The organism is Chloroflexota bacterium, from assembly GCA_016875535.1.
Lineage (GTDB): Bacteria > Chloroflexota > Dehalococcoidia > SHYB01 > SHYB01 > VGPF01.
Genome location: VGPF01000004.1, coordinates 41,756 through 61,632 on the forward strand (window position 1 = coordinate 41,756; position 19,877 = coordinate 61,632).

18 protein-coding genes, 1 tRNA gene and 2 pseudogenes are annotated in these 19,877 nt (G+C 64.9%); 11 read left to right on the plus strand and 10 right to left on the minus strand.

The features are described 5' to 3' along the window. Positions 1-528: 528 nt before the first annotated feature. The 5 genes and pseudogenes from FJ039_02375 to FJ039_02395 form a co-directional block, all read right to left on the minus strand. Positions 529-594: pseudogene (locus FJ039_02375) on the minus strand (nuclease). Positions 595-604: 10 nt separating this feature from the next. Beyond that, positions 605-1,492: an LLM class F420-dependent oxidoreductase gene (locus FJ039_02380; GenBank protein MBM4405015.1), complete on the minus strand. Its 888-nt coding sequence runs from the start codon at positions 1,490-1,492 to the stop codon at positions 605-607. An 81-nt stretch (positions 1,493-1,573) separates the two neighbouring features. Continuing rightward, positions 1,574-2,461: a TIGR03619 family F420-dependent LLM class oxidoreductase gene (locus FJ039_02385; protein ID MBM4405016.1), complete on the minus strand. Its 888-nt coding sequence runs from the start codon at positions 2,459-2,461 to the stop codon at positions 1,574-1,576. Between the two features lie 118 nt (positions 2,462-2,579). Then, entirely contained in the window at positions 2,580-3,464 is an 885-nt protein-coding gene (locus FJ039_02390) for a class I SAM-dependent rRNA methyltransferase (protein ID MBM4405017.1), read from the minus strand. Further along, complete coding sequence (locus FJ039_02395) at positions 3,461-4,564, minus strand: quinone-dependent dihydroorotate dehydrogenase (protein MBM4405018.1); 1,104 nt, start codon at positions 4,562-4,564, stop codon at positions 3,461-3,463. The genes FJ039_02390 and FJ039_02395 overlap by 4 nt, the downstream gene beginning before the upstream one ends. 74 nt (positions 4,565-4,638) lie before the next feature. On the opposite strand from FJ039_02395, the gene FJ039_02400 reads away from it, so the two are divergent. Then, positions 4,639-6,051 (plus strand): MFS transporter, encoded by a 1,413-nt coding sequence (locus FJ039_02400; protein MBM4405019.1) that lies wholly within the window; start codon positions 4,639-4,641, stop codon positions 6,049-6,051. A gap of 125 nt (positions 6,052-6,176) precedes the next feature. Here the strand turns inward: FJ039_02400 and FJ039_02405 are convergent, their stop codons facing one another. Next, positions 6,177-6,401, minus strand: a complete 225-nt coding sequence (locus FJ039_02405; GenBank protein MBM4405020.1) for a hypothetical protein — start codon at positions 6,399-6,401, stop codon at positions 6,177-6,179. Between the two features lie 748 nt (positions 6,402-7,149). On the opposite strand from FJ039_02405, the pseudogene FJ039_02410 reads away from it, so the two are divergent. From FJ039_02410 to FJ039_02450, 9 genes and pseudogenes are all read left to right on the plus strand, one after another. Beyond that, a pseudogene (locus FJ039_02410) lies at positions 7,150-7,251 on the plus strand (ABC transporter ATP-binding protein). A 440-nt stretch (positions 7,252-7,691) separates the two neighbouring features. Further along, positions 7,692-7,765, plus strand: a tRNA-Gln gene (locus FJ039_02415). A gap of 95 nt (positions 7,766-7,860) precedes the next feature. Next, positions 7,861-8,133 carry a GIY-YIG nuclease family protein gene (locus tag FJ039_02420; protein MBM4405021.1) on the plus strand — a complete coding sequence of 91 codons (273 nt, stop codon included), beginning with the start codon at positions 7,861-7,863 and terminating at the stop codon, positions 8,131-8,133. Between the two features lie 225 nt (positions 8,134-8,358). After that, the gene (locus FJ039_02425) at positions 8,359-8,631 is read left to right on the plus strand and encodes a hypothetical protein (GenBank protein MBM4405022.1); all 273 of its coding nucleotides are present in this window, start codon (positions 8,359-8,361) and stop codon (positions 8,629-8,631) included. Further along, a complete protein-coding gene (locus tag FJ039_02430) occupies positions 8,628-8,945 on the plus strand; it encodes a type II toxin-antitoxin system PemK/MazF family toxin (GenBank protein ID MBM4405023.1) in 318 nt (105 codons plus the stop codon). The genes FJ039_02425 and FJ039_02430 overlap by 4 nt, the downstream gene beginning before the upstream one ends. A 69-nt stretch (positions 8,946-9,014) precedes the next feature. Next, positions 9,015-9,662 (plus strand): GNAT family N-acetyltransferase, encoded by a 648-nt coding sequence (locus FJ039_02435; protein ID MBM4405024.1) that lies wholly within the window; start codon positions 9,015-9,017, stop codon positions 9,660-9,662. Positions 9,663-9,744: 82 nt separating this feature from the next. Continuing rightward, complete coding sequence (gene dnaJ / locus FJ039_02440) at positions 9,745-10,872, plus strand: molecular chaperone DnaJ (protein MBM4405025.1); 1,128 nt, start codon at positions 9,745-9,747, stop codon at positions 10,870-10,872. A gap of 18 nt (positions 10,873-10,890) precedes the next feature. Further along, positions 10,891-11,094, plus strand: coding sequence for a type II toxin-antitoxin system HicB family antitoxin (locus tag FJ039_02445; GenBank protein ID MBM4405026.1), 204 nt, complete (start codon positions 10,891-10,893; stop codon positions 11,092-11,094). Positions 11,095-11,346: 252 nt separating this feature from the next. Next, a complete protein-coding gene (locus FJ039_02450; GenBank protein ID MBM4405027.1) occupies positions 11,347-12,096 on the plus strand; it encodes a M48 family metallopeptidase in 750 nt (249 codons plus the stop codon). Positions 12,097-12,186: 90 nt separating this feature from the next. On the opposite strand, the gene FJ039_02455 is transcribed toward FJ039_02450, so the two are convergent. The 4 genes from FJ039_02455 to FJ039_02470 form a co-directional block, all read right to left on the minus strand. After that, positions 12,187-13,344 (minus strand): amidohydrolase, encoded by a 1,158-nt coding sequence (locus tag FJ039_02455; GenBank protein MBM4405028.1) that lies wholly within the window; start codon positions 13,342-13,344, stop codon positions 12,187-12,189. A 54-nt stretch (positions 13,345-13,398) separates the two neighbouring features. After that, a complete protein-coding gene (locus tag FJ039_02460) occupies positions 13,399-14,076 on the minus strand; it encodes a site-2 protease family protein (protein MBM4405029.1) in 678 nt (225 codons plus the stop codon). A 923-nt stretch (positions 14,077-14,999) separates the two neighbouring features. Continuing rightward, a complete protein-coding gene (locus FJ039_02465; protein ID MBM4405030.1) occupies positions 15,000-16,154 on the minus strand; it encodes a citrate (Si)-synthase in 1,155 nt (384 codons plus the stop codon). Between the two features lie 294 nt (positions 16,155-16,448). Beyond that, positions 16,449-16,940, minus strand: coding sequence for a YajQ family cyclic di-GMP-binding protein (locus FJ039_02470; protein ID MBM4405031.1), 492 nt, complete (start codon positions 16,938-16,940; stop codon positions 16,449-16,451). 236 nt (positions 16,941-17,176) lie between these two features. Between FJ039_02470 and FJ039_02475 the strand changes: the two genes are divergently transcribed. Next, positions 17,177-19,735 carry a CoA transferase gene (locus FJ039_02475; protein ID MBM4405032.1) on the plus strand — a complete coding sequence of 853 codons (2,559 nt, stop codon included), beginning with the start codon at positions 17,177-17,179 and terminating at the stop codon, positions 19,733-19,735. The last annotated feature ends 142 nt before the right edge of the window (positions 19,736-19,877 follow it).

A 19,877-nucleotide genomic window follows, 5' to 3' on the forward strand; every position in this document is an offset into this window, starting at 1 on the left:
CTTCGATAACGAATCGAAGCGCGTTCGCATCGAGGTCGGCTACGGCATGGAGCCCTATATCCCGGATAGCCTCGCGGGCTTCCTCCTCGAGGTGAACTTCGTCCCGCAGCGCGCCAGGGGCAACGTGCCCCTGGGACTCGTCTCCACGGCGCGGGCCATGGCCCAGGCCGTCAAGGACAGCAGCTACGTTCCCGGCACTGTGCGGACTCGGCCCGTCTCTGAAAAGGTCGGCGACTATTTCGGACGGCACTTCTGGTGGTTCGTTGGCTTGGGCATCCCATCGATCTATGCCTGCGCCTACATGGCCCGCTCGAAGTCCATCTGGCTCGGCGGCATCTGGGGCGTCGTCGTCGGCCTCATCGCAGGCATCCTGGCCAATGGCTGGCCTCCGATCGTGCTTGGGATCTTCATCGGCGCCGTCGCAGGTCTTGTCCTGGACTACATCCTCTCCAACGCCTACAAGTGGCAGTCCTCCAGCGGGCATTCCACATCCTGGGGCAGCACGTGGGGCGGCTTCTACGGCGGCTATCGAGGCGGAGGAGGAGGGGGCTTCGGAGGCTTCGGCGGAGGCCGCTCCGGCGGCGGGGGCGCTTCCCGCTAGCTGCTAGCGAAAGTTCGCCATGATCTTGGAGGCGAAGGTCTCCAACTGCTCGCAGTAGTGCTCCAGGGACTTCGCCCGGAAGTAGAAGTTCATCCCCGTGGCGCCCGCCTTTTGATAGGCCGCAATTTGGTCCACCAGGGCTGCGAAACCCTTCGGCTCGCTGATGTCATAGTTCGGGTCGCCCATGATGACGACTTCCAGGGGCGAGGCGCGGGCCTTCCACTCGGGAGTCTGCTTCACCGCCGTGATGATCTCGGTGAACTGCTCGATGGATAGGCCGGGGGTGTCCCAGCCGTCCGCACTCGCCACGGCGCGCCGCAGGGAGACCTTCGTGTTCCCGCCCAGCCAGATGGGCATGCGCTCCTGGACGGCGTGCGGGTCAATAATGAAATCATCGAAGTTGTAGTACTTCCCGTGAAAGACCGGCTGCCGCTCCCCCATGGCTGCGCGCAGGGCCTGCAGTCCCTCGGTGTAGCGCTCGGCCCGATGCTCGAACTCCACGCCCAGCAGGTCGAACTCCTCTTTCAACGTGCCGACGCCGACTCCCAGGATGAGCCGCCCGCCGGAGATCACGTCCAGCGTCCCGTAGCGCTTCGCCACGGAGAGCGGGTGGTGGTACGGCAGCACGATGACGTGCGTCAGGAACTTCAGCCGCTTCGTCACCGCCGCCAGGTAGCCGAAGGTTGCCAGCGGGTCGTAGTACCGCGGCCCGCGCGACTGCACGATGTGCGTAGGGATGCCCACATGCTCGCTGCAGGAGATGTGGTGGATGCCCAGGCGGTCCGCCGTGACAGCGATCTGCCGCAGCTCCCTGGGGCCGCTCTCTACCTCCCACGGCTGGTGCCGGCGCGTCAGGTGCGTCGCGATTGGCGTCACCAGCCCGAAGAGCATCCCGCGCTCAGCCATCAATCCCCCCGATCATCCTTGGCTCAAGCTCCGTCTTCCTACTCTGTGCGCTCTGTGGACGAATCTCTACTGGAACTTCCCCGCGACTCGGTCCCTAAATATCTCCAGCTGTTCGCAGTAGTGCTCCAGGGATGTTGAGCGGAAATACATGTTGAGGATCGTCCCGCCCGCCCTTCGATAGCTGGCGATCTGGTCCGTCACGCCGGCAAGCCCGCTCGTGGTCGTGACGTCGTAGACCGGCTCCGGCCCGAGCACCACATCGAAGGGCTCCCTCCGCGATCGCCACTCAGGCCACTGCTTCGCCTCGGGCAGCAGCGCGCCCAGCGTCGCCAGGTCGAAGCCGAACGGGTCCCAGCCGTCGGCCGAGGCCAGCGCCCGCTTGAGCGAAAGCTTGGTGCGCCCGCCCAGCCAGATCGGCACATGCTCCTGTACGCCGTGGGGCTCGATCACGAAGTCGTCGAACTCGTAGAACTTCCCCTTGAAGACGGGCTTCTGCTTGCCGAAGGATTCGCGAAGAGCCTGCAGCGCCTCCGTGTAGATCTCCCCACGGCGCTCGAACTCGGCGCCCAGCAGCTCGAACTCTTGCCGCAGGCTGCCGACGCCGATGCCCAGGATGACCCGCCCTTCGGACATCCTGTCCAGCGTGCCGTAACGCTTCGCCACCGCGAGCGGGTGATGGTACGGCAGCACCAGCACGTGGGTCGCGAACCGGATGCGCTTGGTAAGCGCGGCGAAATAGCCGAAGGTCGCCAGCGGATCGTAGTAGCGGTGGCCGCGTATCTTCCCGATCTCCGTGGGGATGCCCACATGCTCGCTGCACGTCATGTGGTAGAAGCCGCAGCGGTCCGCCGTGATGGCGATCTGCCGCAATTCCGCCGGGCCGCCCTCCGTCTCCCATTTCCCATGCCGCCTGGGCAAATGCGTCAGGATCGGCGTCAAGATGCCGAACTTCAGCGCCTGCTCTGCCATCTCTGCCTCCCGATGACTCTACTGTCTCACGACCGAGCTCGTGCCGTCTCCCGTCCCGCGCGCTCTGTACAGAGCGACGAGCGGGCTAGAGGGAGAAACTCGCTCACCCTCTCCATCGCGCGAAGATCGCCGTGGGCAACAATCGCCCCTTGCTCTTCTCCACGTTCGCCAGCTCGCCCGCCGTCACCTGTCCTCCCTTGCCCGCCATCGCGTCGCCCACGATGTTCGCCAGGCTCACCGGCGAAAGCTGGGCAGCATAGCACGTCAAGATAAGAAAGAGCGGACGCTCGCTCGCGACGGCCCGGCACTCCTCCAGCAGCCCCGCCAGCGACGTCTCGATCTGCCATAGCTCTCCCTCCGGCCCGCGCCCGTACTTCGGCGGGTCAATGATGAAGCCGTCGTACCGCGCGCCGCGCCTGCCCTCGCGCTTCACGAACTTCAGCGCGTCGTCCACGATCCACCGCACGGGGCGCTCTCCCAACCCGGAGAGACGGTGGTTCTCGGAGGCCCAGTGCACCACCTTCTTGGATGCGTCCACGTGCGTCACGTGGGCCCCGGCCGCCGAGGCCGCGAGGGTCGCGAGGCCGGTATAGGCGAAGAGGTTCAGCACCTTCACCTCGCGCTTGGCCCCCTGGATCAACGGCGTCATCCACTCCCAGTGGCTCGCCTGCTCCGGGAAGAGGCCCATGTGGCGGAAGGGCGTCGGCTGCGTCCAGAACGTCAGCCTCTCGTAGCTCATCTGCCACCGCGGCTCGATCTCCTTCGGGAAGAACCATCGGCTCCCCGCATCGTCCGTCCCCCGGAAGGTGCCGTGCGCCTTGTCCCACGCCTCTTGCGGCAAGCCCGGCTTCCAGATCGCCTGGGCCTCCGGCCGCACGAAGGTGTACGGCCCGAAGCGCTCCAGCTTCTGCCCGTTGCCGCTATCCAACAGCTCATAGTCCTTCCACCCGGAAGGCGTCAGCACATCGAGCTGTGATCGGCCCTTCATCGCCGCACCCGCGCCAGGTGCCGGTTGATCTCCTTCACGATCCCCGGCCCCCGGTAGACCATCCCAGTGTAGACCTGCACCGCATCCGCCCCGGCGTTCAGCATCGCCTCGGCATCCTCGCCGCCGAAGATGCCGCCGACGCCGATGATGAAGTAGTCCTTGGGCGCATGGGTGCGGACCGCCCGCACCACCGCAAGGGAGCGCTGGTGCAGCAGGCGCCCGCTCAGACCGCCCTCCCAGGCGCGCGCCCGCTCGGGCCGCAGCGACTTCTCCGTCGTGGTGTTCGTCGCGATGATTCCGTCCATGCCGCTCTCCACGCAGGCCCTCACCGCATCGGCCAGTTGCTCATCGCTCATATCGGGCGAAAGCTTCACCAGCAGCGGCTTCGGCGGCCTTCCCTGGGAGACGCGGCTCCGCACCGCGATGAGCCGCGCAGCCAGGTCCCGCAGCGACTGCGCCGATTGCAGGGAGGTGAGCCCCGCCGTGTTCGGCGAGCTGACGTTGACGGTGAAATAGTCGCCGTGGGCGTAGAGCGATTCCAGGCAGTTCTCATAGTCCGTCGCCGCCCGCTCCATCGGCGTCGAAGCGTTCTTCCCGATGTTGATTCCCAGGGGCACGCGTCGCGTCGCATAGCGCGCAAGGTTGGAGGAGACCTTCAGCGCGCCCTTGCTTGGGAAGCCCAGGCGGTTCACCAGCGATTGCTCTTGCTTGAGGCGGAAGACCCGCGGCTTCGGGTTCCCGGGCTGCGCCAGGGGCGTCACGGTGCCGATCTCCACGAACCCCAGGCCGATCGCCTCGAACATCCTCGGGGCCTCGGCGTTCTTGTCCGCTCCCGCCGCGAGTCCCACGGGGCTCGGGAAAGTCAGGCCCTTCCACGTGAAGGCCAGCCGCGGGTCCGCATAGGCGTACAGCCGACGCGTCACCTGATAGGAAAGCGGCAGCCGCTGGACGGCGCGAAGAAAGGCGAGCGTTGCCTGATGACTGCGTTCAGGGTCCAGCCGGTGCAGCGCCGGCCGCAGCATATGTTCGTAGAAGATGCCCACCTGTGCGCGTTGCCCCCGCCTCGCTCCACAAGGCTCGCGCCAGTATACCCGACTCATCCCTCGTCGCGCGATTGACCGCCTGCTCACACCAGGCGATAATCCCTCACTATGCGCCCTCCCGCGAGTGCCTCATGACCCAGCGCGCGCCACGCCCCCACCTCATCCTCGCCGTCGTCGCTCCCGTCCTCCTCGTCGCCTCCATCAACTCCACCATCGTCGCCGTCGGCCTGCCCACCATGCGGCGCGAGCTCGGCACCTCCCTTGCCTCCATCGGCTGGACCATCACCGCCTTCCAGCTCGCCCAGACCATCATGATGCCCCTGGCCGGCAAGCTCAGCGACGATTTGGGCCGCAAGCGCGTCTTCATCGCCGCCCTCATCCTCTTCACCTCCTGCACCATCGCCTCCGGCCTTTCGCCCAACATCGGCGTCCTCATCGGCTTCCGCATCCTCCAGGGCTTCGGCAGCGCCTTCTTCCAGCCCTCCTCCACGGCCATCGTCAGCGATACCTTCGGCGCGAAACGCTCCACCGCCATCGGCCTTTTGGCCAGCATCGTCCCCATCGGCGCCATCGCCGGCCCCAACATCGGCGGCCTCATCCTCACCCACCTCTCCTGGCGGTGGATCTTCTTCGTTACCGTCCCCCTCAGCATCGGCCTCATCATCGGCGCCTCCATCGTCCTTCCCAACGTGCCGAAGAAGGCCCCGGAGAGGCTCGATCTCACCGGCGTGGGGCTCTTCGCGGGCGGGCTCAGCCTCACCCTCTACGGCCTTACCGACCTGGCGCACAACACGGGGGTTATCCCTTGGAGCGTTCCCCTACTCCTCTGCCTCGGCCCGCTCTTCCTAGCAGCTTTCATCCTGCACGAGCGACGCGCCAGCGCCCCCTTCCTGAAACTGGACCTCTTGCGGCAGCCAGCCTTCGCCGCTATCAACTTCTACAACGTCGTCTTCGGCATCGCCACCCTCTCCATCCCGGCCTTCCTGCCGTACTACGCCAGCGTGGCCTTCGGCCTCTCCCCGGGGAAGAACGGCCTGGCCCTCACGCCCTATTCCACCGCCACCCTCGCGGCCTCGCTCCTCTGCAGCTTCTTCTTCCTCAGATACAGCTACCGCCGCCCCATGATCGCCGGATCGCTCCTCATGGCCGCAGGCCTCTTCCTCCTGAGTCTGGGGCTGGACGGCGTTCGCATCGGCTCCTTCGAGCTGTCCAACGCCGCGCTCCTGGGGCTCATCTTCATGATCACGGGAATCGGCGTCGGCTTCAGCAATCCTGCCGCGAATAACGCCGTCCTTGATCTTGCCCCAGGCCAGGTTGGCGCGGCATCCGGCATCCGCGGCATGTTCCGCATCTCCGGCGGCCTCATCGGCACGGCTTCGATCCCCCTCGTCCTCAGCCGCTTCGGCGATGAGGCCATCGGCATGCGCTACATCTTCGCGGGCCTCGGCGTCATCCTGCTTCTCATGATCCCCCTGGTCCGCGTCATCCCGGACCACGGGCGCATGCGGTACTTGGCATCACAAGGCGCCTCTCCCGGGAAATAAAAAGGGCCGCCGCTCATCTCCCTGGGGCTTCCTCACCAGGAAAAGGGAGACAGGCGGCGGCCGGACTCGCTCTTAGAGCCCGACGGGGCAGATCGGGCCGAGCCGAGCGAAAAAGGCTCCGATCGTTATGATGCGATGCGCTGCGGCGAAGGTGCAGCCTGCCGGATGATGCGATGCACCGTCCGCACGCTGACGCCGAAGCGGCTCGCCAGGTCGTCCACGGACGCCCGGCCGCCCACGCGGAACTTCAAGATCTCGGCGTTCCGCGAGGTCCGCTCCTCTTTCATGAGCCACCCAGGCTCGTCATAGCGGCAGCGCGGCAGCGGGCACGTCAGGCACGAAGGATGCATATCGCATCCCGTGTCTCGATAGCTGGTGAATTCCGGAAGATGATCGAGCGATGATGTCCGAGCCATAGCGATGTCCTCTCCTTGTTCCAGTGCGCTCAACTGCAATCCAATGCTCCGTTGCGACGCTATGCCGTCACGGCGGCGAGATAGAGACCCCGGGCCGCCTCCAGGGCTAATGCCAAGCTCATCAGATACCCATCGTCGGAGGCCGTGTCCGGCGGGAACTCCAGGCCCCCGTCCGGCTTCGCCTTGGCCTGCGCCCGCACGATCTGCGCCCAGAAGTCCATCGCCTCCCGGGAGCCGTCCTGGGCGTAGACCTTCACCAGCTCGGCCTCCACCTCATGGAGGAGGCGCGCGCACAGCTCCGTGCGCTGTCGCCCGTAGAGGCCAGTCACCTCCACGCGCCCGTCGCCCATCGCCCCGTCGCGCTCGATGTGATCCGCCGCCGACGCCAGCGACGGCATCCCCGCGACGACCCGGCTCAAGCGCCACGGCGCGAGCTGTTCCCTGACCAGCGCGGAGAGGCGCACATCTTCCAGCTTGCCGCTCCACTGCTCGTGATGCACCACGCGCACCATGGGCCTCGGCATCCCGGCGTCCGTTTCGGCGATGGTCAGCGTCAGCGCTTCGCGAGGCTCGCCGGAGAAGAGTGAATAGCTGTTGTACTGGGTCTGGGGCGCGGAGACCGCAAGCCCCGCCACATACGATTTGCCCGCCAGCGGCTGTTTCCGGCGCGGATAGACGCCGCGCATCCCCACCCGCTGCACCAGGGAGAACATCCGCGAGGCATTGGGCTGCTCAACCGCCGCCGCTTGCCTCGCCTGCCACGGGCGGTCCGCCGCTGCCGCCATCCGCGTCCGCGCCGTTTCAATCGCCTCTTGGAACTGCCTCACCTCGGCCTTTGCTGACATCGCTGTGCTCCTTCAAATCAAGTTGCCCCTTCTGCAATCCGAACGCACGTTCTGATGAATGGCTCGATGGTAGCACAGGCGTTCTACTGCCGTCAAGCCCCCTCCGCCGCCTGAGGCGGCGGCCCTTGGGCCTCGGGCGTGCAAGATGCGCCGACGCCCTTGGCAGCCGCCCGCAAGCCGTCCTGAGGTATAATCATTCGAGCGGCCCAGGCCGCCTTTCCTATGGACGAGCGCCAGGCATACGCGAAGGGCCATCCGGCCGCCTGCACCTGCGCGGACTGCAGCAGGCGGCGGCTTGAGCGGCAGCAGCGCAAGGGCCTCCTCTCGCGCCTGCTGGCCAGGCTGCGCGGCAAGCGCTAGCGCGCCCGTCCGGTCTCACTGCCCCGTTGTGTAGCGGTAGCACAGAGGACTTTGGATCCTTTAGCCCTGGTTCGAATCCAGGCGGGGCAGCCATTCCACTCGCTTCGCTCGCTCATGGCTTCCAGCCGCGGAAAGCGAGTCGAATGCACTGAGCGACGAGCGTGAGCGAGGAGCCGAAGGGTATCAACATGTCCTATACCATCTACGTGCTTCGTTTTGCGGACAACAGTCTGTATATCGGTCAGACAGGCAACTTACAGGCCCGATTGCGAGAGCATTTGCACGGCGCATCAAAAGGGGCGAAGTTCACAAGAGAGCACGGTAATTTTCAGCTTGCATACCAGGAGAGGTATCAGACCAGAACAGCGACAATGGAAAGAGAACAGCAGCTCAAGAGGTGCACAAGGGCAAAGAACGAAGCCTTGATTTCTGGAGTTCTGGAATTGCTAAGACGACTCTGAAGCGATCGCCCCTTGCTCCCTCTAACGACTAGCACTAGGCCTTGGCTGATTCGCCTCCGCCGTGAGTTCAAGAAGGCAGGCCGTTTCACCTGGCCTCGCACATCGGCCTACCCATGCATCGCGCTGAACGTGCCCGCTAGTCCCACCCACCGCCGCGCCATTGACGGAGCGCCGGCTTGGCTCTATGCTGGTCATACCAAAGTATGATTTAGGTATGAATCCAGTATGAACAGGACAGAAAAAGTCGCCATCAGCATCCCAAAGGACCTCTACCGTTGGGTTGAGCGCCAGCGCCGCGCGAAGGGGCAATCGCGCAGCGAGTTCTTCTGCAAGGCGCTGGAAGAAGCACTGCATCGGGACGCCGAATCTGCGCGTGAGGAGCAATATCGCACCGCCTACCTCCGGAGCAAGGGCAAAGGTGACGAGGTGCCGTGGGCGGCCGCCACTGCGCCATCGGCATTCCGAGATTCGCCATGGCGTGCAGGTGACAAACAGTGAAGCGCGGCGAAGTCTGGTGGGCGAACATCCCGGCTCCGATCGGTAGCAGGCCCGTCGTGCTGCTCTCCCGCGATGTCGCCTACGAGGTGCGCGATTCCATAACCGTCGCTCCGATAACCACCAGGATCTATGGCATCCCGGCCGAAGTTCTACTCGGTCAGGCCGATGGCCTGCCCGAGCGGTGTGTCGCAAACCTGGACAACATCGCTACGATCGAGAAGGCTTGGCTTGACCGGTATATCACCACCCTCATCCCTGAAAAGGCGGCCGCCGTGAATAAGGCCATCCGCTTCGCCCTCGCCCTTCGCGATTGACGGGTGCTTCCATCCCTTCCACCCAGTTGCTTGCCCTGGTAAAGTGGTGCCACTCTCCAAGAGGCCTACGTGGCGAACCAACAAGCAATCGCTCTTCCCAACCTTGCCCCGCTCCGCAGGGAGCAGATCAATGAGGCGGCCTACATCCTGGGGCGCGCCTTCCAGACGGACGGCATGTTCATCTACGTCTTCCCGGATGAGCGCGCCCGCGCCCGCCATGTTCCCGTCATCATGAAGTCCGGCGTCACCTACGCCTTCACCTACGGCCAGGCGCACGTCACCCAGGGCGCTATCCACGGCGCCTCCGTCACCGCCGTCCATGGCCGCCCGGGTGCGCCGAGGCCCAAGCCCGGCAGGACCTACAAGCTGCGCCAGCTCATCACCCGCCTCAAGTACGGCCGCGAATCCTGGCGCCGCTATCAGCTCGCCTCCGCCGCCATCCGGGAGCTCCACGTGCGCAACATCAGCGGCCCGCACTGGTACCTCCTCCTCCTGGGCGTCAATCCTCCCCGGCAGGGAACCGGCCTCGGCGGCCTCTTGCTCAAAGAGCTCCTCGCGCGCGCGCACCGCGATAAGCTCCCCATCTACCTGGACACCTTCAAGCGCGAGAACCTGAGCTTCTACCAGAAGTACGGCTTTGAAGTGAAGCAGCAGCTGAGCATAGACGGCGGCAAGGCGATGGCCTGGGCCATGGTTCGCCAGCCTAAACCGGCGTAATCGGCCTCCGCGCTTTAGCCTTCGGTCACCCTCCCCTTATCCGGTATAATGATTGCTTGGGTGCCTTGCGCCCATAACCGACATGGCTACCACCAAGCGCGACTACTACGAAGTCCTCGGCATCGAAAAGAACGCCTCGGAAGAGGACATCCGCAAGGCCTTCCGCAAGAAGGCCTTCGATCTGCATCCCGACCGCAACAAAGCGCCCGATGCCGAGGCGAAGTTCAAAGAGGTCAACGAGGCCTACGCGGTCCTGCGCGACCCGGAGAAGCGCGCCCACTACGACCGCTTCGGCCACGCGCGACCCGGCGCACAGGCGCCCAACGGCGACGACTTCGGCTTCGGCGGCTTCGGCGATATCTTCGACGCTTTCTTCGGCGGCGCCACAGGCGCCCGAGCGGGCCGCCGCAACGGCCCCATCCGCGGCGCGGACCTGGCGGCCACCATCGCGATTGATTTCGAAGAGGCGGCCTTCGGCGTGGAGAAGGAGTTCGAGATCAACCGCCTGGAGACGTGCGAGCGGTGCAAGGGCGCGCGCAGCGAGCCCGGCACCTCGCCGAGCCGGTGCGCCGCCTGCAACGGCTCGGGCGAGATCCGCCGCGTCCAGCGGAGCGTCTTCGGCCAGTTCGTGAACGTCGCCGCCTGCAGCGCCTGCCAGGGCATGGGCCAGGTGATCTCCAGCCCCTGCAAACAGTGCAAGGGCGCGGGGCGCGAGCGCAAGAAGCGCAACATCGGCGTGGCGATCCCGACGGGCGTCAGCGAAGATTCGCAGGTGCGCCTCACCGGGCAAGGCGAACCGGGCGTCAACGGCGGCCCCTCCGGCGATCTCTTCATCACGCTGAACATCGCCCCGCACCCCATCTTCGATCGCCAGGGCGACGACGTGCTCTACACCCTGCCGCTCAACATCGCCCAGGCAACCCTCGGCGCGGAGCTTGAGATCGGCGTCCTCCAGGGAAAGAAGACCGAGATCAAGATTTCGCCGGGGACACAGCCCGGCACCGTCTTCCGGCTCAAGGGCCAGGGCGTCCCCCACCTGCGCGGCGGCGGTCGCGGCGATTTCCTGGTCACGATAGACGTCGTCATCCCCAAGAGCCTGGATTCACACCAGCGCAAGCTTATGGAAGAGCTGCATAGGTCCCTCCCGAAGCCGGACGTCTCCAAAAAGGACAAAGGCTTCTTCGAGCGCATCAAGGACGCCCTGGGTTAAGGAGGAGGTTGAGGATTCATGAAGCTTCGAGTAGTCCTGCAAAAGAGCGACGAGGGCGGGTACACGGTCTACGTTCCCTCGCTTCCCGGCTGTATCAGTGCGGGCGAGACGAAGAAGCAAGCCCTGGCGAACATCAGGGAGGCGATCGCCCTCTATCTTAAGCCCGCCGAAGACGATATGGTCGCGGCGGAGAAGGCTGAAGTGGTAGAGTTGGCGTTGTGACTGTTGTTCCCAGCCTTTCGTATCGGCTCATCGTCCGCGCCCTGTAACGAGACGGCTGGATCGTGGTCCGCCAGCGCGGCAGCTTCTCACGCAGTTTGATTCAGAAGTCAAGATTCCTGAATCGTCTTGCCTCCCGCCGCGCGATTCGCTAGACTGGTTCCTGTGCACCCTTCCCATGGTGAGTCCGGCGAGGGCGTACCAATACAACTCGCGCTGTTCGAGATTTTCGAGGCCTTCTCCTACCCCGTTCCTATGCCTCCCTCCCAGCGAACAACAAGCGCGAAGGCGACCCTGCGCGTCGGGCGCTCCACCATCCGCTACCAGGTGGTCCGCAGCCCCAAGCGCCGCCGCACGCTCCAGATCACCGTTGACCCCAGCGATGGCGTCATTGTGGCCGTGCCCATGCGCGCCTCCTGGAGTGATATCAACAGCTTTGTGAAGCAGAAGGCCCGCTGGATCCTCAAGACCGTCGGCGAGATGCGCAAGCGCGGGCGGCGGCGCGCCTTCGTCACCGGGGAGACGCTCCCCTATCTCGGCCGCCCGGCCAAGCTGGTGCTGGAAGCCAAGCCCGTGGCCGAAGTCTCCGTGACCCTGGAGGGCTGGCGCTTCCACGTGGGCGTGCCGGAGGAGCTGCGGGGCAAGCGCCGCCGCGAAGCCATCGTGGAGGCCTTCAAAGGCTGGTACACCAGGCACGCCTACGAGCCTATCGCCAACAGCCTCGCCAGGTGGTCGGAGGTCATGGGCCTCAAGGCCAAGCGCCTCCTCATTCGCGATCAGCGCCAGCGGTGGGCCAGCTGCGCCAGGGATGGCACCCTCCGCTTCAACTGGCGCGTCGCCCTGATGGAGCCTTCGCTCATAGACTACATCGTCGTCCACGAGCTGGCGCACATCGCTGTGCCGAACCATTCGCAGCGGTATTGGCAGCGCGTCGCCAGGTTCATTCCGGATTTCACCGCCCGGCGCGCCAAGCTCCGCCAGGCAGGCCACCTCTTCACGATGTGACCCTCTTTGGGTGGAAGTTCACTTCTGCCCGCGCGCTTCTCCCTTGATGGGAGAGGAACTCGAGCGTAGCCCGAGAGGAGAGGGTGTCTCTCAGTCCAGGTGGTAGACCCGCCGCGCATTCTCGTACACGATCTTGCGGCGCTCGTCCTCTGGCACGCCCTTCAGCGATTTGTCCACCGCCTGGTGGGAGAAGGGCCACGTGGTGTCCGTGTGCGGGTAATCGGACTCCCACAGGATGTTTTCGACGCCGATGAGGCTGCGCGCGAAGATGCCGGCATAGTCTTCGATGAAGGCGACGTAGCACTGGCGGTGGAAGTAGCTGGAGGGCAGCTCCTTGATCTGGGCCTTCATCCAGAAGCGGTGACGGTTGAAGGCATGGTCGGCGCGCTCCAGGAAGTAGGGCACCCAGCCGATGCCGCCCTCCGATGAGACGCAGACGAGCTTGGGATGCCGCGCCAGCAGTCCGCCCCAAACGATCCAGGCCAGGATGGAGAAGTTGGTGAGGGAGCTTTCCGTGAGGAAGACCTCCGCCTGGCCGGGCAGCGGGTCCTTGAGGAAGTTCGCCTGCTGGGTGCGTCCCCCGGCGATGTGGAGGTTGATGGGCAGGTTGTACTCTTCGCAGAGCGACCAGACGGGGTCGTACTGCGGGTGGACGATGGACTTGCACCCGGGGACTTCGGCGAGCCAGGCCGGGATGGAGAGGGACTTGATGCCGCGCTTGGCGATGCGCCGCAGCTCCGCCTCCGCTTCATCGGGGTCGTTCATGGGCAGGATGCCCAGGCCGATGAGCCGTCCCTTGCGCGGCCCCTGGTACTCTTCGATCAGCCAATCGTTGTAGGCCTGGAAGGAGAGGCGGCGCACCTCCGGGTCTGCGATCTGCATCAGCTTCTCGCCGCCGATGCCCGGGACAGAGGGGAAGGAGATCTGGGTGCGGATGCCGTCCAGGTCCATATCTTTTACCCGGGCCGCCGGGTCGTAGCAGCCGGGGCGCATATCAGAGAACTTCTGCGCCTTGGCGGAATACTCCTCGAACTTCTTGCCCGCCTGGGCGTTGAGGCCGATGTTGGGGTAGACCTTCCCTTCGATCTGCCAGGATTCGGTGCCGTCCGCCGCGGGGACCACATGGGGGACCTTGGCCTTCAGCGCCCCCGTTGCCCGGGAGGTCCAGACGTGCGCCGGCTCGATGATATGGTCGTCGGCAGAGATGAGGTCAAGCTTTCCCCAGGGTTTCGTCGGGATATCCAGCACGTGCCACCTCCGTAGTCAAAGGTCGGGTGCGGCTATTGTACCGCGCCGCAGCAATCACGTGACGGCGTGCGCCAGGGAGGTGGCGGCATCGTAGATGGCGTTGCTGAAGGCGCTGCCGCCCACCAGGAGCACGACGAGCAGGATGGGGATGCCGTAGGGCTCCAGCCGCCCGATATCGTTGGCGGTCTCCCGGGGAAGGATGCCCTGGAGGACCTTGAAGCCGTCCAGGGGCGGGATCGGGATGAGGTTGAAGATGGCCAGGGTGAGGTTGATGAGGACGGCGAAGCTGAGGGTGATGGAGAAGAAGGCGGTGCCGCTATAGGTGAGGAGATCCCAGCTCAGGCCGGGGAACCAGACGAGGTGGCCCAGCTTGAAGGGGATGGCCAAAAGGAAAGCAAGGGCGACGTTGGCAAGCGGCCCCGAGGCGGCGACGAGGGCCATGCCCCGGCGCGCCCCCGCCGTGAGGGCGTTGGGGTTCACCGGCACGGGCTTGCCCCAGCCGAAGCCGGCCAAGAGCATCATGAGGGTGCCCGCCGGGTCCAGGTGGCGAATGGGATTCAGCGAGACGCGCCCGAGCCGCTTGGCCATGCTATCTCCCTGGAGGTGGGCGACGAGGGCGTGGCCGAACTCATGGATGGTGAGGCCGATGAGGAGCGACGGGATGATGACGACGATGAATGCGCCGAGGGCTTGGAAGAAGTCGTCGCGGTTGTTGAGGAGGTAGAGGACCATGGACTTACATGATACAGCAGGGCTCTGTATCAGAATCAGAGTTGTAAACCGATGGTCCGACAATCAATCACCCTCTCCTCTCGGGCTTCGCTCGAGTTCCTCTCCCATCGAGGGCGAGGAGGACTGGGGCGAGGTCTCCTTTAGGAGGGGGACTGCTCAGCGCGGCTTGCAGTGTCCCGGCGGATCGTCTGATTGTGTGTTCCGCGATCGTGGTTGGCGGATACGGCGTTGCGCAGACGGCCCAAGGTTCGAGGTGTCCCGGTGCCACCGGGGACTGCGAGGCTCGGCAGGGGCGCTGCGCACCTTGGAGAGATGCGCGCCGCCTCCGGCGTTTCTCCCTTGCGGGAGGACGGGCCCACCGAACGCCCAGCGACAGGTGTCTGCCGGCCAGCCTCGCGGGTGAGCCTACGGGAATCTACGAGGCGCATGCCTTGCGCCTCTTCGCCCCGCCCCGCTAACGGGGCGAGCGCTGTCTGCGAACGAAGACCTCCTTTGGGGCCTTGCCCCGGATATGCGGGTGGCCCTTAGGGCGCACCCCTACGGCGCATCCCTACCAGAATGTTCAGCCCGGCGGGTTGAACTCCGGAGGGCGTGCCTTTCGCCTCCCGATGGGATCGGGATCTCCGACGCCCTCTTATGAGGACGTCTTCGACCTACCTTTCATTTCCTCTCCCTGTAATGCCTTGCCGCGCGAGGAGTCTTCGGCGGTTCGGCGCGCGCCCTACGCGTCGGGCTTACGCCGGCCACTGGGGCCGTCCACGCAACGCTGGACAAACAAAAAGGGGAAGCGTTCCGACCGAGGGCGCGGTTTCGCGCTCCTTCGAATCGTCACGCCTCCCCGGCTCGCTGTCCTGGCGAAGGCTTACAAGTGAATAATAGTCAGGTTGTGCGAGAGCGTCAAGAGCTTAGCTTCGTCCCTGGAGTCACGGGCGCTGGGAGAGGGGGATGTAGGGGAGGTCCATGGGGCCGACGTAGTGGGTGAGGGGGCGGATGAGGATGTTGTTTTCGAGCTGTTCGACGGCCTGGGCGGTCCAGCCGGGGACGCGGCCTGCGGCGAAGATGGGGACGAAGAGATCGGGCGGGAAGCCGTTGAGGTAGTAGATGACGCCGGCGTAGAAGTCCACGTTGACGTAGAGGCCGTGGCGACCCAGGGGCTTCATGGCCTCGACGACGGCTTCCAAGACGGCGTACCAGCGCGGCTCGTTGCGCTCGGCGCTGAGGCGCTTGACGCCTTCGCGGAGGTGCTTGGCGCGGGGGTCTTCGACGCGGTAGACGCGATGGCCGAAGCCGGTGATGCGCTTGCCTTCGGCGCGGAGGCGCTTCACGTAGGCCTCGGCATCCTCGGGGCGGCCGATCTCCATGGCCATCAGCATGACGTTTTCGGCGGCGCCGCCGTGGGCAGGCCCGGAGAGTGCGGCGATGGCGCCGACGACGGCGGCGTGGAGGTTGGCCTGCGTGCCGATGATGACTCGGGCGGCGAAGGCGGAGGCGTTGGGGCCGTGCTCGGCGTGGAGGATGAAGTCCACGTCCATGAGCCGGGCGGCATCGGCCGTGGGCTCGGCGCCGTGGAGCATGTAGAGCATGTTGGCGGCGTGAGAGAGGGTCTTGCTGGGCGCAACGGGGGCGCGGCCGTTCCGGATGGCGTGATGGGCCATCATGATGACGGGGACCTGCGCGGTGAGTCGCGTGCCCTTGCGAATGGCGGCGGGGATGGAGCTGTCGCCGTTATCGGGGTCGAAGGCGCCCAGGGCAGAGACGGCGGTGCGCAGGACGTCCATGGGGTGGGCGTGCTTGATGGTGCGGATGATATCGAGCACCTGAGGCGGAATCGCTCGCGCGGCCTTCAGCTCGGCATCGAAGGCAGCGAGCTCGGACTTGGAGGGCAGGCGTCCGTGGAGGAGGAGGTAGGACGTCTCTTCGAAGGTGGAATAGTTCGCCAGGTCGTCTATCGAATAGCCGCGATAGAGGAGCTTGCCGACCTTGCCATCTATGAAGGAGGCGCGGGTGCGGTCGAAGTAGACGCCATTGAGGCCGCGGTGGATGGGAATCCCGCCAGCCGAATCGCCGGATTGGGTCATGCAGCCTCTCTCAACAAGGGGGCTTTGCCCCAAAAGTCATTAAGTTGTCGTTGTGCCCCCTCACCTCTCGGGAAGCATCGGAATGCTTCTCGAGTTCCTCTCCCCCGATGGGGCGAGGGACGAGGTGTGAGTTGCCAGCAACGTCTATTTTTGAGGCAAGTCCCCACAAAGGCCTGAGGGCATCATACCGCAGAGGGCGGGGGCGTATCAGTCGTGAAGGAACTGCAAGGGGGCGTTTTCCGGTTCGTTCCAGGAGTAGCAGGGCGACGGCGACAATTCGGCGAAGGCTTTGGGTTATTCGCGGAAGTTGACGTATTGCAAGGGCTGATTGAGCTTGAGGGACTTGACGAGGGCGATGGCGGACTGAAGGTCGTCGCGCTTTTTGCCGGTGACGCGAAGCTCTTCGCCCTGGATGGAGGCCTGGACTTTGATGCCGCTATCCTTGACGGCCTTGGCGATCTTCTTGCCCAGCTCCTGGGGGATGCCTTGCTTCACCACGGCGGGCTGTCGCACGGTGCCGCCGGCCGCCGGCTCGACGGTCTTGAAATCGAGGGCGGCGAGCTCGATGCCTCGGCGCACCAGGTATTTGGCGAAGACTTCCTTGAGCTGTTTCAGCTTGAACTCATCGGCGGTGGCGAGGGTGAGGCTGAGCTTATCGCGGTCTATGGAGAACGTGGTGTCCTTGAAATCGTAGCGTTCGCCCAGCTCGCGCCGGACGCCGTTGATGGCGTTGTCTACCTCATCGAGGTTGGTGCGGGAGACGATGTCAAAGGAGGGCATGAACAGTTTCCCTGGGGAAGGTGTGGGAACCATGATAGCAGGTTGGGCGGTGCATCCGGCGAATCATTGCTATACTGCGTCACCTGGGGAACGTGCTCAAGCTGGTGCTTAAGCCAGGGAAAATCACCCTCTCCCTTCGAGGGACTCAGGACAAGCTCTCTCCCATCAAGGGAGAGGAGGTCAAAGAAGCATCACTCCCTTGGCGCGCTTTGGCCGGGGAGCTTACGGAGCGGCAGGTGGCTATGGATACGCGCGCAATCGCAGGGCTGCGGGTGCTGGACATGAGCCGGGGGATCGCGGGCGCATATTGCACGAAGCTTCTGGCTGACCTGGGGGCAGAGGTTATCTTTCTCGAGCCTCCGGGCGGCCACCCGCTGCGTCGAGAGGGGCCGTTTCTCACGAGGCTGGGCAGGCCGGATGAGAGCGGGCTCTTTCATTTTCTGTGCGCGAATAAGTCGGCGATCATCGCGGATGTGGGAGTACCCTCATCTGAGACAGGAGCACCCTCTCCCGGCTTAGCGAGAGACTCGCAAAGCCGACCTCTCCCATCGAGCCCCGAAAGGCTCGGGGTGCGCGATAGGAATCGGCAGGAGAGGAACGATGAGGCGGAGCGAGTGCGGAGGCTGATCGCAGGGGCGAACTTGGTGGTGGAGGATGGGCAGCCTGGAGAGATGGCGAGCCGCGGCTTGGGCCATGCAGCGCTGAAGGGGCTGCATCCATCCCTGGTGGTGACTTCGCTCACGCACTTTGGGCCGACGGGGAGATGGCGCGACTGGGAGGGGAGCGAGATCGCTGATTGGGCGATGGGCGGCTATATGTATTTCGGAGGGCATCCGGAGCGGGAGCCTTTGATGATCCCGTGCGACCAGGCGGCCTTCCATGCGGGGGTGCAGGCGGCGATCGGGTCGCTGGCGGCGCTGCGGTGGGCGAAGGCGACGGGCCAGGGACAGCGCGTGGAGGTCTCCGCGCTGGAGGCGCTGCTCTCCGCGCACATCTGGACGGTGGCGCGGTGGACGCACCACGGGCAGGTGATGCGGCGGACGGGGACGGACGTGACGCGCTGCAAGGACGGCTTCGTGCGGTTCCTGGTGAACCGCTATACGCCGGAGATGTTCCTGCTGGTTGACCGTCCGGACCTGATGGACGACCCGCGCTTCGCCGACCAGCCGAGCTGGCGGAAGAACTATCCCGAATTCCGCGTGATCCTGGAGGAGTGGTGCCTGGGACAATCGAAGGACGACATCTTCCGCCGAGGTCAGGAGCTGCGGATCCCGTGCGCGCCGGTGTGGGATGCGAAGGATCTGAGCACATCGGCGCTCTTGCAGGAGCGGAAGTGGCTTGTGGCGTACGAGCCGGGGCTGGTTTTTCCGGGGTATCCATATCTTATGAGCGAATCGCCGCCTTCGCTGCGAAAGCGGGCGCCGGTGTTGGGAGAGTCGGTGGAAGACTGGGCAAGCCCAGGGAATCCCCCTCTCTTTTCTTCTCTCCCGCCAGGGGAGAGAAAAGGAGCGCGGAAGGCCGCTTCCCGGCAAAAGAACAAAAGGAGGTTGCCGCTGGAGGGTATGCGGGTGCTGGAGATCACGGGGAACTGGGCGGGGCCGTACGCGGGACGCATGCTGGCGGACCTGGGGGCGGAGGTCATCAAGATCGAGGACCCAAAGAATCCCCAGGGGCGCAATATGCTGTACCCAGGGATCCAGCCGCTGAAGCACCACTACAACCGCTCGGCCTATTTCAACAAGCTGCACCGGAACAAGAAGTCGCTGACGCTGGACGTGAGCGAGCCGGAGGGCCGCGAGACCTTCCTGAAGCTCATCGAGCTTTCCGATGTGTTCATCGAGAACACGAGCCTGCGGGTGATGCGGAACTTCAACATCCGCTATAAAGACTTGCGCAGGGTGAACCCGCAGCTCATCTACGCGGCGATCTCGGCCTTTGGCGATACTGGGGCGCTGGCGGACTATGTGGCCTACGGCGGCAATATCGAGGCGGCCTGCGGGCTTTCGGCGGTGATGGGCTACCTGGGGGAGGACTATCCGTACAACAGCGGGCAGTTCTACTGCGACCCGATCACGGCTTCGCACGCGGCGGTGGCGGTGCTGGCGGCGCTGGAGTACCGGGAGCGCACGGGGAAGGGGCAGTACCTGGACCTTTCGCTGGCGGAGAACGGGATCAACTTTTTCGCGGAGTCGTTCCTGGAGTATGTCTGCACCGGGAAGAAGCGCCCGGCGATGGGGAATCGCCATCCGGTCTACGCGCCCCAGGGGTGCTATCCCACTGTGGGGGACGATATGTGGATGGTGGTGACGGTGCGCTCGGATGAGGAATGGCAGCGGTTCGCTGATGTGCTGGGTGCGCCGGAGCTGAAGGACGAGCGGTATCGCACGGTGGAGGGAAGGCGGCGGCACCACGATGAGCTGGACGCCATGATCAAGAAGTGGTCGGCACGGTACGACCATGTAGAGGCGTCGTCGCTCTTGCAGCGGGTGGGGATTTCGGCGGCGCCGGTGCTGACGAACTGGGAAATGGTAAGCAACGCGCATATCTTCGACCTTGGCTTTTACCAAACGATCCCCCACCCGGAGATGGGGGCCTATCCGCAGCCTGGGATGCCGTGGCGGCTTTTGGAGTCGCCCGGGGTTATCCAGGCGCCGGCGCCGCTCTATGGGGCGCACAACGAGGAGATCCTGCGGGGGCTGCTGAAGCTGCCAGAGGAGCGCCTGGCGACGCTGTATGGGAAGGGGATCGTGGCGGACGTGCCGCCGAGGACGATACCGCCGCCTGCGGTGCTGAATACGTAGGGGGACGACCTAACCCCTGACCTCCCGATGCGAAATCGAGGCCGAAGGTCCGGCCTGAGGACAGATCTCGATGACTCGACGTGTGAGTGCCCTCTTGTAGCTAGAGGACTAGCACAGCTCCTAAGAAGGGTATTAACTTACT